This window comes from Sphingomonas sp. (assembly GCF_019746665.1).
Classification (GTDB): domain Bacteria; phylum Pseudomonadota; class Alphaproteobacteria; order Sphingomonadales; family Sphingomonadaceae; genus Sphingomonas.
The window spans coordinates 45192-59638 of the sequence record NZ_JAIERS010000012.1; the positions used below are offsets into that span (position 1 = coordinate 45192).

The window sequence follows — 14447 nt, forward strand, 5'->3', positions numbered from 1 at the left end:
GACTGAGAACGAACCTCCCCTTGCAGCGAAGAAGCTATCGCCGTTCACTTTCTTCGGCGAACTCAGCGCGAGCAAGCAGCGTCAAGCAGCGCAGCCATGCCGCAGCTGCCATACCGGCACCCGCGCATCAGCCGCGCTCTGATAGACATGCTCGTAGCGCGTCAGACTAGCCGCGAGCGTCGCGGCATCGACCGGGCTTTCCGGCGCGAAACTGTCGAACCCGCAGCGGCGCATGAAGGCGATCTGATCGACCAGCACGTCCCCCGCCGCGCGCAGCTCGCCGGCATAGCCTGCCTCGCGCAGGATGCGCGCCGCCGAATAGCCGCGCCCGTCACGAAAGCTGGGGAAGCTCACCTCGATCAGCGCGAGGCGATCGAGCGCCGGAATCAGCGCCCGGGCATCGTCGCCAGCCTCGATCCGCACCGCGGTCGCGTTGTTCTGGCCGGCGAGAAAGGCATCGAGCGTGATCGCCGGCTCTTCTTGCGGCTCGTCGTCGCGCAAGCGCAGTAGCGTATCAGCCATAGATCGCCTCCTTGAACGGCTCGAACCCCAGCCGGCGATAGGTGTCGATGAAGCGCTCGCCGTCCTCACGCGCTTGGACGTACAGGTCGGTGACGCGCTCGACCGCGTCGACAATGCCGTCCTCGTCGAAGCCTGGCCCGGTGATCCGCCCAAGCGACACATCCTCCGCGCCCGATCCCCCGAGGAGAAGCTGGTAATTCTCGGTACCTTTGCGGTCGACGCCCAGGATGCCAATGTGCCCGGCGTGATGATGGCCGCAGGCGTTGATACAGCCGCTGATCTTCAGCTTCAGCTCGCCGAGCGTGCGCTGGCGATCAAGGTCGGCGAAACGCTGCGCGATCTTCTGCGCGACCGGGATCGAGCGGGCGTTCGCGAGGCTGCAATAATCGAGCCCCGGGCAGGCGATGATGTCGCTGATCAGGTCGAGATTGGCGGTCGCGAGCCCCGCTGCGGCGAGTGCCGCGAACAAGGCCGGCAGGTCGGCCTTGCGGACATGCGGCAGGACGAGATTCTGCGCATGAGTCACCCGCACCTCGTCGAAGGAATAACGCTCGGCGAGGTCGGCGACGACGCGCATCTGCTCGGCCGAGGCATCGCCGGGGATGCCCCCCACGGGCTTCAGGCTGATGGTCGCGATCGCATAGCCGGGTGCCTGATGCGCGCTGACATTCTGGCGCGCCCAGTCGGCGAAATCGGGGTCGTTTAGGTCAATCGCGTCGCTCAAGCCGGTTTCGAACGCGGGCGGGGCGAAGAAAGCGCTGATCCGCTCGAGCTCGGCGAGCGGCGGATCGATGCCCTCGTGGCGCAGCCGGGCAAATTCCGCCTCCACCTGGCGGCGATATTCCTCCGCGCCGAGTTCGTGGATCAGGATCTTGATCCGCGCCTTGTAGATATTGTCCCGCCGGCCGTAGCGGTTGTAGACACGCAGGCACGCTTCCAGATAGCTCAGCAACTCGGTCGCGGGAACGAAGTCCTTGATCTCCACCGCGATCATCGGCGTGCGCCCCATCCCGCCGCCGACGAAGACGCGGGCGCCCAGTTCGCCATCGCGGCGCACCAGCTGGATGCCGATATCGTGCAGCCGCATCGCGGCGCGATCCTCGTCGCTCGCGATCACCGCGATCTTGAACTTGCGCGGCAAATAGCTGAATTCGGGGTGGAAGCTGCTCCATTGGCGCAGCAATTCGGCCCAGGGGCGCGGATCGGCGACCTCATCGGCGGCGGCGCCCGCGAACTGGTCCGAGCTGATGTTGCGGATGCAATTGCCGCTCGTCTGGATGGCGTGCATCTCGACGCTGGCGAGATCGGCGAGAATGTCGGGCGCTTCGCTCAGCTTGATCCAGTTATACTGGATGTTCTGGCGCGTGGTGAAATGGCCATAGCCGCGATCATAGCGCTCGGCGATGTCGGCGAGCATCCGCATCTGCTTGCCCGAAAGCGTGCCATAGGGGATCGCGACGCGCAGCATATAGGCGTGGAGTTGCAGGTACAGGCCGTTCATCAGCCGAAGCGGCTTGAACTGGTCTTCCGACAGCGCGCCCGCCAAGCGGCGTTTCACCTGATCGCGAAACTCCTCGACCCGCGCGTCGACGATCGCCTGATCATATTGGTCATATTGGTACATGAGTCGGGCCTTCGTTCAATTGAGGCGGGCGGCGGGCGCCCCATCGCTCTGGTCGGCGACGACCAGCGGATAATGGCGGACGATAACCCCCAGTTGGGCGAAGCCAAGCCCGTCGATCTTCTCTTCGCGGTGCGCGGCGCGGATCGCGCGGAATGCCTCGGCGACGCCGGGCGCGTCATGCCCCTCGGGCGTCGGATAGCCGACCATCACGATCACATCCCAGTCGGCTTCATCGCCCTCCGCGCGCTCGAGCAGCGAATAGCTGGTGAACAGCCCACGCGCGATGCCGATGCGGTCCATCGCGAACCAGTTACGCTTGATATACTCGATCAACGCGGCGCGCTTGCCGGGCTGCGCGCGCAGATAGGTTTGCGTGATGTGGCGCGTCGCCGGTTGCGTGGCGGCCGTCGGGGTGGCGAGTTCGGCCTCGGCCGCGGTCGCAGCTTGGGCCGCGAGCACGAGCGCGGCGAGTGGCAGGAGCGGGCCGTTCATATCACCCAAGCGCCCGCATCGGTATCGGCGGGCTTCAGCGTCAGGTCCGGCCGCACGGTCGGCCCCAGCGCGCGCACCCGGTCCTTGATGTGCGCGGGGCGGATATGGCCGTCGGCCTCGCGGGTCGCGTCGATCAGATAAGGCACGTTCACACGGCGGGCGCCTTCTTCGCGCTTGGCGATCGCGTCGCCGGTATCGCCGACATCGACCGCGTCCTGAACCAGCCGCGACCAGCCGTCGCCCGCCCACCAGATCACGTCGCCACTCGCTAAATCCTGCCCCGTCAACAGCTTCATGCCGCCCCCTCCGCCACCCGCGCCCAGTGCGCCAGCGCATCGGCGGCGTCGGACAGTTCGACCACTTCGCCAACCACGATCACCGCCGGGCTGCCGATCGCCATCCGCGTCACCATCGCCCCCAGATCGGCGAGCAGGGTCTTCATCGCCCGGGCGCCCGGCAGCGTACCGCGTTCGAGCACCGCGACCGGCATATCGGGCGCGACCCCATCGGCGATCAGCTTGTCGGCGATCTGCGCCGCGCTCGCGACGCCCATATAGATGACGAGCGTGCGCCCCTGCCCAGCAAGGCCCGCCCAATTCTGCTCGTTCAACCCCTGGCACTGGCCCGCCACGAAGCTCACTGCGCTCGCATAGCCGCGGTGGGTGAGGGGCAGCATCGCTTCCGCCGCGCAGCCGAGCGCCGCCGAAACGCCGGGGATCACCTCGACCGGGAGGCCAGCGGCGCGCACCGCTTCGACCTCCTCGCCGCCGCGCCCGAAGATGAAAGGGTCGCCGCCCTTCAGCCGCACGACGATGTCGCCCGCGCGAACATGCGCGACGATCAGCGCGTTGATCGATTCCTGCGGCAAGGTGTGCCGCGCGCGCCGCTTGGCGACCGAGATGCGATGCGCGCTAGCGGGTGCGAGATCGAGCACGCGCTGATCGACCAGCCCATCATGCACCAGCACATCGGCGCTCGCGAGCGCCCGCACCGCGCGCAGCGTCAGCAGATCGGGGTCGCCAGGGCCGGCGCCAACGAGAATCGCGCGCCCGCGCGCGGCCGGATCGAGCAGAGTCGCCATGGCCGGGGGGATGCGCCCGGGGACGTGGCGAGGCAATCCAAGCTTGGGTTGGCGGCGGCGAAGCGAAACTTTCGTGCGAGCTTTACGATAGGAAGCCCCGAAGCTCACCCGTCGCGCAGGCCGATCCCGATCAGCGCGCGCGCCTGTTCCGCCTCGGACGAGACCACTGGGTAGGCGCAGTAATCCGCCGCGTAATAGGCGCTTGGCCGGTGATTGCCCGACCAGCCAACCCCACCGAACGGCGCGTTCGACGCCGCGCCATTGGTCGGCTTGTTCCAGTTGACGATCCCGGCGCGGGCATTGGCCCAGAACTGGTCGTACAGCGCCGGGTCTTGGCTGATGAGCGAGGCGGATAGGCCGTAGCGGGTATTGTTTGCCTCGACGATCGCGTCCTCGAACGCGTTCACCCGGGTGATCTGGAGCACCGGGCCGAACAGCTCGACATCGGGGCGATCATTCATCTCGCTCACGTCGATCAGCCCGGGGGTGAGGAAGGGGAGGTTGTCGTCTGGCCGCAGCATGTGGCGCAGCGGCCGCCCGCCGCGCGACATGAGCTCGAGAAAGCTTTCCTGCAGCAGGTCGGCCGCCTCGTTGTCGATCACCGGGCCCATGAAGGGCTGCGGATTATCGAGCGGCGCGCCGATAATCATCCGGTCGAGCAGCTTGGTCAGTTCGCCCAGCAAGGGCTGGTGGAGACGTTCGTCGACGATCAGCCGCCGCGCGGCGGTGCAGCGCTGGCCGGCGGTGGTGAAGGCAGATTGCACGATCAGCACCGCCGCCGAGGCAAGATCGGGCGCGTCCCAAACCACGATCGGGTTGTTGCCGCCCATCTCCAGCGCCAGGATCTTCTCGGGCTTGTCGGCGAAGGCGCGGTTGAGCGCGATGCCGGTGCGCGCCGAGCCGGTGAACAGCAGCCCGTCGATATCGGGATGCGCAGCGAGCGCCTTGCCCTCGGCCGGCCCGCCGATCAGCACACGCAGCACGCCTTCGGGCACGCCCGCCTCGTGAAAGCATTTGACGAGGAAGGCGCCAACTGCCGGGGTCTTCTCCGACGGCTTGAACACCACCGCGTTGCCGGCGAGCAAGGCAGGGACGATATGGCCGTTGGGCAGATGGGCGGGGAAATTGTATGGCCCCAGCACCGCGAGCACGCCATGCGGCTTGTGGCGCAGCGCGACGCGGCCCGCCTGGCTGTCCATCCGCCGTTGCGGGGTGCGTTCGGCATAGGCGGTGGCAGAGATATTGACCTTCGCCATAACCGCGTCGACTTCGGTCTTGGCCTCCCACAGCGGCTTGCCCGCCTCACGCGCGATAAGTTCGGCGAAGGCATCGTAATGGCTGCGCACGACATTAGCGAAGCGGCGCAGCGCCTCGAGCCGGTAAGCGAGGGGTTGCGCGGCCCAGCCGGCCCAGCTTGCCCGAGCACGACCTATTTCCTCATCGACATTGCCCGGCAGCCCGCGCCACACCAGCGCCCCCGTCGCCGGTTCGGTCGATACGATTTCCTGTCCCAGCATCCCCGTCCTCTCAGGCAACGCGCTTTGCCCCAGCGCAGGGGGGCTTGCCAAGAGCGCTCAATCGGCGAGCGCCGCGCCAAGCGCCCGAATTTGCTCGACCTTGGCATTGAAGGGATCCCAATCATCCCGCTCGGCGATCGCCGACCACAAGCTTTCGACCTCCTCGATCAGCAGCGAGCAGGTGGGGCCTTGCCAGAACGCGTCGCGCGCCTTGCGCGGGCGATAGCCGAGCAGCAGCCCGCGCGCCTCGGCGAAGGCGGGGCCGAGCGCTTCGGGGATCTCACCGCCAAAGCTTTGATGGAAAAAGCCCGCAACATCGACCTGGCTCGCCGCCAGCCCGCGCTCGATCGCCTCCGCGAGCGCGACGTCGTCGGCGCCGGGTTTCACCCCGAGCCGCCACAGTATCGCGGCCGTGAGCGCCTCGCGATAGCGCGGCGCGAACCGCTCCATCACCTCGATCAATGGCTCGGCCTCGACCAGCAGGCGAAGGCAGGTGGCGAGCTGGTACACGTCCCAGTGGATCGCCTCGGCCTGCCGCCCGAAGGCGTAGAGCCCGGCATGATCGAAATAGGCGGCGGTGAAGCCCGCGTCCCAACGCGGCACGAAGCGCCAGGGGCCGTAATCGAAACTTTCCCCGGTCACATTGATGTTATCGCTGTTGAGCACGCCGTGCACGAAGCCCGCCCCCATATATTGCCCGGCGAGCCGCGCGGTGCGATCGACCACCAGATCGAGCAGCCGCACCGGATCGCCGCTGGTGTCGCCGTAATAATGACGCAGCACGTAATCGGTCAGCCGCCCAAGATTGTCGGTATCGCCGAAATAGGCGAGCCGCTGGAAGGTGCCGATACGAATATGGCCGTGGCTCAGGCGTACCAGCACCGAGGAGCGGGTGGGGGAGGGCTCGTCCCCGCGATCGAGCGCTTCGCCAGTTTCAATCAGTGAGAAGGTCTTCGAGGTTTCGACCCCCAGCGCCTCCAGCATCTCGGTCGCCAGGATTTCGCGCACCCCGCCCTTCAACGTCAGCCGCCCATCGCCAAAGCGGCTATAGGGCGTCTGCCCCGATCCCTTGGTGCCCAGATCAAGCAGCCGGCGTTGATCGTCACGCAGCTGCGCGAACAGAAAGCCGCGTCCGTCGCCGATATCGGGATTGTAAACACGGAACTGATGGCCGTGATAGCGCAGCGCCAAAGGCTGGGGCAGCGAGCCCGGCAGCGGCGTGAAGCGCGCGAAATAATCGATCCACGCGGCGTCATCCAGGTGCGCCAAGCTGACCCGCGCCGCCCAGCGATCGTTGCGGAAGCGCAGGGTAGCTTGCGGAAAGCTGGCCGGGGAAACCGGATCGAAAAAAGCCTCGCCCAATTCCAGAATGGTTTGGGCGGGTGCGAATGCTTGCGGCGGGCTGCTCATGCGGCGATATGGGGCGGGAGGCGATGGAGACGCAACCATGGAGCGGTTTGAACACCTCTACTGGTGGTCGCGCGACAATCTGCGACTGCACGCGCGCGATTATGCACCGCCCGAGGGGCGGAACGCCGCCGCGCGCCCGCCGATCCTCTGCCTGCCGGGCCTGACCCGCAACGCCCGCGATTTCGATCGCCTCGCGCGCCATTTGAGCGATGCGGGCTGGCGGGTGCTCGCGCTCGATCTGCGCGGGCGCGGCGAGAGCAGCTATGCGCGCGATCCGATGAGCTATGTGCCGCTCACTTATGTGCAGGATGTCGAGGCGCTGCTCGAGCAGCTCGCGGTGCCGAGCTACGTCGCGATCGGCACCTCGCTCGGCGGGATCGTCGCGATGCTCCTCGCGGGGGCCGCGCATGAGCAGCTGGCGGGCGTGGTGCTCAACGATGTCGGGCCGGAGCTTGAGCCGGCGGGCCTTGCGCGCATTCGCGGCTATGTCGGGCGCAGCAGCAGCTGGCCGACCTGGGTCCATGCCGCGCGCGCGCTCGCGGAGGCGAACGCGGGCGTCTATCCCGATTACGGCCTTACCGACTGGATCGCGATGGCCAAGCGGCTCTACCGGGTGAGCAACAGCGGCCGGATCGTGCTCGATTACGACATGAAGATCGCCGAGCCCTTCCGCCTGCCGGGGAACGAGGCGGGGCCGGATATGTGGCGCGCGCTCGATCAGCTGAAAGGCGTGCCGGTCGCGATCGTGCGTGGCGAGCGATCGGATATCCTCTCCACCGATACCGCCACGCGCATGGCCGCCGAGCTTGCTGGCGCCGAGCTGGTGACAGTGCCGCGCGTCGGCCACGCGCCCACGCTCGATGAGCCAGAGGCGGTGGCGGCAATCGAGCGCCTGCTCGCGCGCGTGGCGGCGGGTGAAGACCGGGTAGCGGCGGTGGCGTGAGGCGAAACGGCCGGCGGGGCGTTTCGTGCGCTGAAGCCCGCTCCTGCATCAGGGGAGCGGGCTCGGCGCTCTGGAACCCCGCATGATCCTGCACGATGCCCTGATCTTCACCCCCGATGACGTCGATCTCGCGCGGTCGCCGCTCGCCGGGCGGATCGATGCCGAGACCTATGTGCTGGGCGCGTTCAACCCGGGTCTCACCCGGCTACCGAGTGGCAATTTGCTGCTGATGGTGCGCGTGGCGGAGGCGTTGAAGCACCCGGTCCGCGATCAGCATATCCACGCGATCCGTTGGGAAGCGGGGCGCTATCGGCTCGATCCTTGGCCGATCGGCCAGGTCGATCCCAGCGATCCGCGCAAATTCACGATGCGCCAGGCGGGATGGCGGGTGATGGCGCTCACATCGCTTTCCTGGTTGCTGCCGGTCGAGCTTTCGCCCGATGGGCGCCGGGTGGAGGCGGTACATTATGCGCACGCCCTCGCGCCGGGCGCGCCTTATGAATGCTACGGCATCGAGGACGCGCGGATCAGCCGTATTGGCAACCTTTGGTACATGACCGTCTGCGCGGTGAGCCCCGAGCGGCACTGCACGGTGCTCTACACCAGCGACGATGCGCTGCACTGGCAGCGGCAAGGCATCGTGCTCGATCACCAGAACAAGGACATGCTGCTGTTCGAGGGACTGATCGAGGGCCGGTTCTGGGCGCAGACCCGGCCGCTCGGCGACCTGTATTTCGCCTATCCGCCGGATAGCACGTGGCGCGCGGGGCCGGCGATCAACCTCGCGTCGTCGCCCGACGCGCTGCACTGGAAGCCGTGCGATCATCCCGGTTTGCGCCCGCACGCGGCGACGCTCCATACCGCGCGCATGGGCGGCGGCGCGCCTCCAGTGCTGACCGACCAGGGCTGGCTGAGTCTGTGGCACGGCGTCGAGCCCGCGGGCGTGGCCGGCATCTACCGCACCTATTGGTCGCTGCTCGACGCCGCCGAGCCCTGGCGGGTGCTGCGGACCGAGCATGACCCGCTCATCACGCCCAATCCGGCGCTCACCGAGCCGCTGAAGGACCGGATGTATCTGGAGAACATCGTCTTCACGACCGGCATCGTCGATGCGGGCGACCATTATCTGGTGGCGAGCGGCGAGGCGGACCTGGCGTGCCGGATGACGTGGATCGACAAACGGGCGTTCGGCTGAGCATTGACGTCACTCAGCCAAGAGATGACGCGCGCGGATCACCCGGCTAAGAACCCCGCGCATGTCGCAACCCCTCCATATCCTTCACCTCCACTCCAGCTTCGATCTCGGCGGCAAGGAAGCGCGCGCGGTGCGGCTGATGAACGCGTTTGGCGACCGTGCGCGGCACACGATCATCTCGGGCGTCCCCGGAGCGCTCGGCGCGCGCGACGCGATCGCCAAGGGCATCAAATATGAAATCGCGCAGCAGCAACTGCCGCTCACCGGGCGCCCATCGGTCGATCGCTATCAGGCGATCGCGCGGTACATGCTGCGCTTCGATCTGGTGCTGACGTATAATTGGGGCGCGATCGACGGGGTGATGGCGCGCCGCGTGTTCGGCAAGGGGCAGCCGGGGCTCGTCCATCATGAGGACGGCTTCAACGCCGACGAAGCGACCGGGTTGAAGCGTGAGCGCAACCTTTATCGCCGCTTCGCGCTGGGCGCCGCGCACGCGCTCGTCGTGCCATCGCTGGTGCTGGAGGATATCGCGCTCGGCACCTGGAAACAGCCACGCGGGCGTGTCCACCGGATCAGCAACGGGATCGAGGTGGCGCGCTACGCCAAGCCCGATCCGCGCGCGCTGGCGGGCATCAAGCGGCGCGAGGGCGAGCTGCTGGTCGGCGCGATCGCCGGCCTGCGTGAGGTAAAGGACCTGCCGCTGCTCGTGCGCGCGGTGGGCGGGATGCCGGGCCGGGTGCGGCTGGTGATCGTGGGCGAGGGGCCGGAGCGTGCCCGGATCGAGGCAACCGCGCGCGCGATGGGAATGGCGGACCGTGTTCATCTACCCGGCTTCCTGCCCGAACCGCACCGCTATGTCGGGCTGTTCGATATCGTCGCGCTCTCCTCCTCCAGCGAGCAGTTCCCGATCTCGATCGTCGAGGCGATGGCGGCGGGCAAGCCGGTGGTCGCGCCGCCGGTGGGGGACGTGCCGGTGATGGTCGCCCCCGAGAACCTGCCCTTCATCGCCCGCCACCGCGACGAAGTGCATCTGCGCGACGCGTTCCAACTGCTGGCTCTGGACCCCGAATTGCGCGCGCGCGTTGGTGCGGCGAACCAGGCGCGGGCGGCGGCGGAATTCGATGAGGATCGAATGATCGCCGCCTATGCCCAGCTTTACGCCACGGCGGCGCGACGGCCGGGCGCGCTTGGCTGAGCGCATTGGGGGTCGATTTCCGGCTGAATTGTGCTAGAAATGTGGCAGGGCGCGGCGACCGCGCCAACTGGAGACCTGTGTGTTCAAGGGTTTGCGGCCGATCCTTTATGGCGGCCAGGAAGTGTGGCCGCTGATCGAAGGCGGTAAAGGCGTATCGGCGACCAATCATGCGAGCGCGGGCGCCTGGGCGGCGGCGGGCGGCATCGGCACGGTTTCGGCGGTGAATGCCGATAGCTATGACGCCGAAGGCAAGATCATCCCGCAAATCTATCGCGCGCTCACCCGTCGCGAACGCCATGAAGAGCTGATCCAATACGCGATCGACGGCGCCGTGCAGCAGGTGCGGCGCGCGTGGGAAATCGCCGGCGGCAAGGGCGCGATCAACATCAACGTACTGTGGGAGATGGGCGGCGCGCAGCGCGTGCTCCACGGCGTGCTGGAGCGGACGCGCGGCATGGTCTCGGGCGTTACCTGCGGCGCGGGGATGCCGTACAAGCTTTCCGAAATCGCCTCGCATTACGGCGTGTCGTACCTGCCGATCGTGAGTTCTGCGCGGGCCTTCCGCGCGCTTTGGAAGCGCGCTTATTCGAAGGCCGCCGAATGGCTCGCGGCGGTGGTCTATGAAGACCCCTGGCTGGCGGGCGGGCATAACGGCCTTTCCAACGCCGAAGACCCGCGCGCGCCCGAAGACCCCTATCCGCGGGTGAAGGCGCTGCGCGAGACGATGCGCGAGGGCGGCATTCCGGACAGCGTGCCGATCGTGATGGCGGGCGGTGTCTGGTATCTGCGCGACTGGGAGCATTGGATCGACAATCCCGAGCTCGGCGCGATCGCCTTCCAATTCGGCACCCGCCCGCTGCTCACGCAGGAGAGCCCGATCCCCCAGGCGTGGAAGGAAAAGCTCACCCAGATCGAGCCCGGCGAGGTGCTGCTCCACCGCTTCTCGCCGACAGGCTTCTATTCGAGCGCGGTGCGCAACCCCTTCCTGCGCGCGCTCGAGGCCCGGTCCGAACGGCAGATCGCCTATTCGACCGAGCAGGCGGGCGATCATCAGTATCAGCTCGATGTCGGCGTGAAGGGTAAGAATTTCTGGGTGACGCTGAACGACCTGCAGCGCGCGCGCGAATGGCACGGTCATGGCTTCACCGAAGCGCTCAAGACGCCTGACAACACGCTGGTGTTCGTGACGGCGGCCGAAAAGGCTGAAATCCGCAAGGATCAGGCGGACTGCATGGGCTGCCTCAGCCAGTGCCAATTCTCATCCTGGGCAGATAGCGAGACGAACTCGACCGGGCGCTTGGCCGATCCACGCAGCTTCTGCATCCAGAAGACGCTGCAGGAAATCGCCCATGGCGGCGATCCCGAGCAGAACCTGATGTTCGCGGGGCACGCGGCGTACAAGTTCAAGCAGGACCCGTTCTATTCGAACGGGTTCGTGCCGACGGTGAAGCAGTTGGTCGACCGGATTTTGAGCGGCGATTGAGCCCTAGCTTTCGGGGTAGTCCGCCCTGACGAAGAACAGCCCGTCCGGCGGCGCGTTGAGGCCGAGCGCGGCGCGGTCGCGCGCGTCGAGCGCGGCGCGGAGATCGTCGGGCGTCCACTTCCCTTGGCCCACCAGCGCGAGGCAGCCGACCATCGAGCGCACCTGATGGTGGAGGAACGAGCGCGCCGAGGCGAAGACGCGGATCACCTCGCCCTCGCGCACCACCTCCAGCCGGTCGAGCGTGCCAACCGGGCTGTCGGCCTGGCAGTGAACCGAGCGGAAGGTGGTGAAGTCATGCCGCCCGACCAGCACCGCCGCACCTTGCGCCATCAGCGCTTCGTCGAGCGGCACCGGCACCCGCCACGCCAGCCCCCGTTCGAAGGTGAGCGGCGCGCGGCGGTTGACGATGCGGTACTCGTAATGCCGCGCCAGGCACGAGAAGCGCGCGTGCCAATCATCGGGCACCACCTCGCACGCGCGGATCGCGACCGGATCGGGGCGGAGCAGCGCGTTGAGCCCCTCCATCAGCCGGAACGGGGTGATCGTGCGGCTGAGATCGACATGCGCGCGCATCGCGAGGCCGTGGACGCCGGCATCGGTGCGGCCGGCGCAGTGGAGCGTGGCGACCTCATGCGCCAGGCGGGCGAGGGCGTTCTCGATCGCCTCCTGCACGCTCGGCCCATGCGCCTGACGCTGCCAGCCCATGAACGGGCGGCCATCATATTCGACCGTCAGCGCGAAGCGGGTCACAGTTGCGTACCCGGCGGGATCGCGAAGCCGCGCAGCAGCTCGGCGGCGGTCATCGGGGCGCGGCCGGCGCGCTGGACGAGCGTCGGGCGCAGCGCACTGCCGAGCCCGCAGGAGATGGTGAGGGTGCCGTCGAGCACGGTCCCGGGCGCGCCGCTTCCGTCCACCACCTCGGCGCGAAGCAGCTTCAGCCGCTCGCCGCCATGTTCGAAGAACGCGCCGGGCGCGGGGTTGAAGGCGCGGACTTGCCGTTCGATCTGCGCCGCGCTCTGCCGCCAGTCGATCCGCGCTTCGGCCTTGTCGATCTTGGCCGCATAGGTCACGCCGGCCTCGGCCTGCTGGATGGGCGGGTGGCCTGCCAGATCGGCGAGCACTTGCACCATCAGCCGCGCCCCCAGGCCCGCGAGTTCGTCGGTCAGCTCGCCAGCCGTTTTCCGGCCGATCTCGACCGATTCCTCCAATCGTACGGGGCCGGTATCGAGCCCGGCTTCCATCTGCATGATGCCGATACCCGTCACCGCATCTCCCGCCAGGATTGCGCGCTGGATCGGCGCCGCGCCGCGCCAGCGCGGCAACAGCGAGCCGTGGACGTTCAAGCACCCATGCAGCGGCACGGCCAGCACCGCCTTGGGCAGGATCAGGCCATAAGCGGCGACCACCGCTACATCGGGCGCCAGCGCGGCGAAATCGGCCTGCGCCTCGGCGTCGCGCAGCGTGAGCGGGGTGCGCACCGGCACGCCCAATGCCTCCGCCGCCGCCTGCACGGGGGAGGGGGTTAGCGCCTTGCCCCGTCCCGCCGGGCGCGGCGGCTGGCTGTAGGCGGCGACGATCTCGTGCCCCGCCGCCGCCAGCGCCCTGAGCGTCGGCACGGCGAAATCGGGGGTGCCCATGAAGACGATACGCATCATTCCCGTGAAGCGCTTGGCAGGGGCGCGCGCAAGCCCTTATGTGGCGAGGCATGTCGCCCGAGATCGACGCCCTTACCCAAGCGCTCGCCCGTCTGCCGGGCCTTGGCCCCCGCTCCGCCCGCCGCGCGGTGCTGCATCTGCTCAAGAAGCGCGAGACCGCGCTCGCGCCATTGCTCGACGCGCTCGCCGCCGTTTCGGACCGGCTGACCCGGTGCCACATCTGCGGCAATGTCGACACCTGCGATCCGTGCGCCATCTGCGCCGACCCCCGCCGCGACGCGCGCGCGCTGTGCGTGGTGGAGGAGGTGGCGGACCTGTGGGCGCTTGATCGCGCGCGGATCTTCCCCGGGCGCTACCATGTGCTCGGCGGGCGCTTGTCGGCGCTCGAAGGGGTGCGGCCCGAGGATTTGAGCATCGATGCGCTTGTCCGCCGGATCGAGGGCGGCGGCGTGGACGAAGTGGTGCTCGCGATGAACGCCACGCTCGAAGGCCAGACCACCGCGCATTACATCGCCGATCGCATCGAGCGCTTCCCGGTGCGCGTCACCCAGCTCGCGCACGGGCTGCCGGTGGGGGGCGAGCTGGATTATCTCGACGAGGGCACGCTCGCCCAGGCATTACGCGCGCGGCGGCCGGTTGCTTGACCTTTACGGAACGCGATCCTAGCTGATCGCCATGGCCGTCCGTCCGATCGTAGAAATTCCCGACCCGCGCTTGCGCACCATCTCGACCCCCGTCGCCGAGGTGACCGACGAAACGCGCGCGCTGATCGACGACATGTTCGATTCGATGTACGCCGCGCGCGGCATCGGCCTCGCCGCGATCCAGATCGGCGTCCCGCAGCGCATCCTGGTGATCGACCTGCAGGAAGAAGAAGACGAGGAGGGCAAGCCGATTCGCGCCCCCCGCGTGTTCATCAACCCCGAGATCGTCGAGAGCTCGGACGAACACTCGGTCTATACCGAGGGTTGCCTTTCGGTCCCCGATCAGTTCGCCGATGTCGAACGCCCCGCGCGCTGCCGCGCCCGCTGGCTCGACGCCGACGGCACGGCACATGACGAGGAACTGACCGGGCTGCTCGCGACCTGTCTGCAGCATGAGATGGATCATCTGGAAGGGATCATCTTCATCGACCATCTCTCTCGGTTGAAGCGCGACATGTTGCTGAAGAAACTCGCCAAGGCACGCAAGACCGCCGCCTGAAGGTTGCCGCGACGAAACCCGACCGAACAATTCGGTTGGACTATCCGTCACCCCGGCCTTGAGCCGGGGTCCCGCTTCTTCTTCGGTCGCAAGGCAGCGGGACCCCGGCTCAGGGCCGGGGTGACGG

The 14447-nt window shown here is 67.8% G+C and carries 15 protein-coding genes; 6 read left to right on the forward strand and 9 right to left on the reverse strand.

The genetic code is table 11. From position 1 onward, the window contains the following. Positions 1-81 precede the first annotated feature (81 nt). The 7 genes from K2X73_RS08535 to K2X73_RS08565 all read right to left on the reverse strand — a co-directional run bounded on the left by K2X73_RS08535 (position 82) and on the right by K2X73_RS08565 (position 6646). Positions 82-522: a DUF934 domain-containing protein gene (locus K2X73_RS08535; RefSeq protein ID WP_294109971.1), complete on the reverse strand. Its 441-nt coding sequence runs from the start codon at positions 520-522 to the stop codon at positions 82-84. After that, positions 515-2146, reverse strand: coding sequence for a nitrite/sulfite reductase (locus tag K2X73_RS08540; RefSeq protein ID WP_294109972.1), 1632 nt, complete (start codon positions 2144-2146; stop codon positions 515-517). The genes K2X73_RS08535 and K2X73_RS08540 overlap by 8 nt, the downstream gene beginning before the upstream one ends. A 15-nt stretch (positions 2147-2161) precedes the next feature. After that, the gene (locus K2X73_RS08545) at positions 2162-2638 is read right to left on the reverse strand and encodes a hypothetical protein (protein ID WP_294109973.1); all 477 of its coding nucleotides are present in this window, start codon (positions 2636-2638) and stop codon (positions 2162-2164) included. Beyond that, complete coding sequence (locus K2X73_RS08550) at positions 2635-2934, reverse strand: DUF2849 domain-containing protein (protein ID WP_294109974.1); 300 nt, start codon at positions 2932-2934, stop codon at positions 2635-2637. The genes K2X73_RS08545 and K2X73_RS08550 overlap by 4 nt, the downstream gene beginning before the upstream one ends. Beyond that, positions 2931-3719, reverse strand: a complete 789-nt coding sequence (gene cobA, locus K2X73_RS08555) for a uroporphyrinogen-III C-methyltransferase (RefSeq protein ID WP_294109975.1) — start codon at positions 3717-3719, stop codon at positions 2931-2933. Before cobA ends, K2X73_RS08550 begins: the two co-directional genes overlap by 4 nt. Before the next feature lie 104 nt (positions 3720-3823). Beyond that, complete coding sequence (gene astD, locus K2X73_RS08560; RefSeq protein WP_294110345.1) at positions 3824-5233, reverse strand: succinylglutamate-semialdehyde dehydrogenase; 1410 nt, start codon at positions 5231-5233, stop codon at positions 3824-3826. Positions 5234-5293: 60 nt separating this feature from the next. Continuing rightward, positions 5294-6646, reverse strand: a complete 1353-nt coding sequence (locus K2X73_RS08565) for a protein adenylyltransferase SelO family protein (protein WP_294109976.1) — start codon at positions 6644-6646, stop codon at positions 5294-5296. 37 nt (positions 6647-6683) lie between these two features. On the opposite strand from K2X73_RS08565, the gene K2X73_RS08570 reads away from it, so the two are divergent. The 4 genes from K2X73_RS08570 to K2X73_RS08585 all read left to right on the forward strand — a co-directional run bounded on the left by K2X73_RS08570 (position 6684) and on the right by K2X73_RS08585 (position 11462). After that, positions 6684-7589, forward strand: a complete 906-nt coding sequence (locus K2X73_RS08570) for an alpha/beta hydrolase (protein WP_294109977.1) — start codon at positions 6684-6686, stop codon at positions 7587-7589. A gap of 82 nt (positions 7590-7671) precedes the next feature. After that, positions 7672-8784, forward strand: coding sequence for a glycosidase (locus K2X73_RS08575; protein ID WP_294109978.1), 1113 nt, complete (start codon positions 7672-7674; stop codon positions 8782-8784). Positions 8785-8845: 61 nt separating this feature from the next. Beyond that, entirely contained in the window at positions 8846-9979 is a 1134-nt protein-coding gene (locus K2X73_RS08580; protein WP_294109979.1) for a glycosyltransferase family 4 protein, read from the forward strand. Between the two features lie 79 nt (positions 9980-10058). Then, on the forward strand, positions 10059-11462 hold the full coding sequence (locus K2X73_RS08585) for a nitronate monooxygenase (protein WP_294109981.1): 1404 nt from the start codon (positions 10059-10061) through the stop codon (positions 11460-11462). A gap of 3 nt (positions 11463-11465) precedes the next feature. Here the strand turns inward: K2X73_RS08585 and truA are convergent, their stop codons facing one another. Continuing rightward, positions 11466-12212 (reverse strand): tRNA pseudouridine(38-40) synthase TruA, encoded by a 747-nt coding sequence (gene truA, locus K2X73_RS08590; protein ID WP_294109983.1) that lies wholly within the window; start codon positions 12210-12212, stop codon positions 11466-11468. Beyond that, positions 12209-13114 carry a methionyl-tRNA formyltransferase gene (gene fmt / locus K2X73_RS08595; protein WP_294109985.1) on the reverse strand — a complete coding sequence of 302 codons (906 nt, stop codon included), beginning with the start codon at positions 13112-13114 and terminating at the stop codon, positions 12209-12211. The genes truA and fmt overlap by 4 nt, the downstream gene beginning before the upstream one ends. 53 nt (positions 13115-13167) lie before the next feature. On the opposite strand from fmt, the gene recR reads away from it, so the two are divergent. Both recR and def read left to right on the forward strand, forming a co-directional pair. Beyond that, positions 13168-13761 (forward strand): recombination mediator RecR, encoded by a 594-nt coding sequence (recR, locus tag K2X73_RS08600; RefSeq protein WP_294109986.1) that lies wholly within the window; start codon positions 13168-13170, stop codon positions 13759-13761. Between the two features lie 31 nt (positions 13762-13792). Beyond that, complete coding sequence (gene def / locus K2X73_RS08605; RefSeq protein ID WP_294109988.1) at positions 13793-14320, forward strand: peptide deformylase; 528 nt, start codon at positions 13793-13795, stop codon at positions 14318-14320. The last annotated feature ends 127 nt before the right edge of the window (positions 14321-14447 follow it).

Excerpts from the sequence above, each read along its gene's own strand:
- K2X73_RS08535 (WP_294109971.1), bottom strand. The coding sequence starts at position 522 with ATGGCTGATACGCTACTGCGCTTGCGCGACGACGAGCCGCAAGAAGAG.
- K2X73_RS08540 (WP_294109972.1), bottom strand. The coding sequence starts at position 2,146 with ATGTACCAATATGACCAATATGATCAGGCGATCGTCGACGCGCGGGTC.
- K2X73_RS08545 (WP_294109973.1), bottom strand. The coding sequence starts at position 2,638 with ATGAACGGCCCGCTCCTGCCACTCGCCGCGCTCGTGCTCGCGGCCCAA.
- K2X73_RS08550 (WP_294109974.1), bottom strand. The coding sequence starts at position 2,934 with ATGAAGCTGTTGACGGGGCAGGATTTAGCGAGTGGCGACGTGATCTGG.
- cobA (WP_294109975.1), bottom strand. The coding sequence starts at position 3,719 with ATGGCGACTCTGCTCGATCCGGCCGCGCGCGGGCGCGCGATTCTCGTT.
- K2X73_RS08565 (WP_294109976.1), bottom strand. The coding sequence starts at position 6,646 with ATGAGCAGCCCGCCGCAAGCATTCGCACCCGCCCAAACCATTCTGGAA.
- K2X73_RS08570 (WP_294109977.1), top strand. The coding sequence starts at position 6,684 with ATGGAGCGGTTTGAACACCTCTACTGGTGGTCGCGCGACAATCTGCGA.
- K2X73_RS08575 (WP_294109978.1), top strand. The coding sequence starts at position 7,672 with ATGATCCTGCACGATGCCCTGATCTTCACCCCCGATGACGTCGATCTC.
- K2X73_RS08580 (WP_294109979.1), top strand. The coding sequence starts at position 8,846 with ATGTCGCAACCCCTCCATATCCTTCACCTCCACTCCAGCTTCGATCTC.
- fmt (WP_294109985.1), bottom strand. The coding sequence starts at position 13,114 with ATGCGTATCGTCTTCATGGGCACCCCCGATTTCGCCGTGCCGACGCTC.
- recR (WP_294109986.1), top strand. The coding sequence starts at position 13,168 with ATGTCGCCCGAGATCGACGCCCTTACCCAAGCGCTCGCCCGTCTGCCG.
- def (WP_294109988.1), top strand. The coding sequence starts at position 13,793 with ATGGCCGTCCGTCCGATCGTAGAAATTCCCGACCCGCGCTTGCGCACC.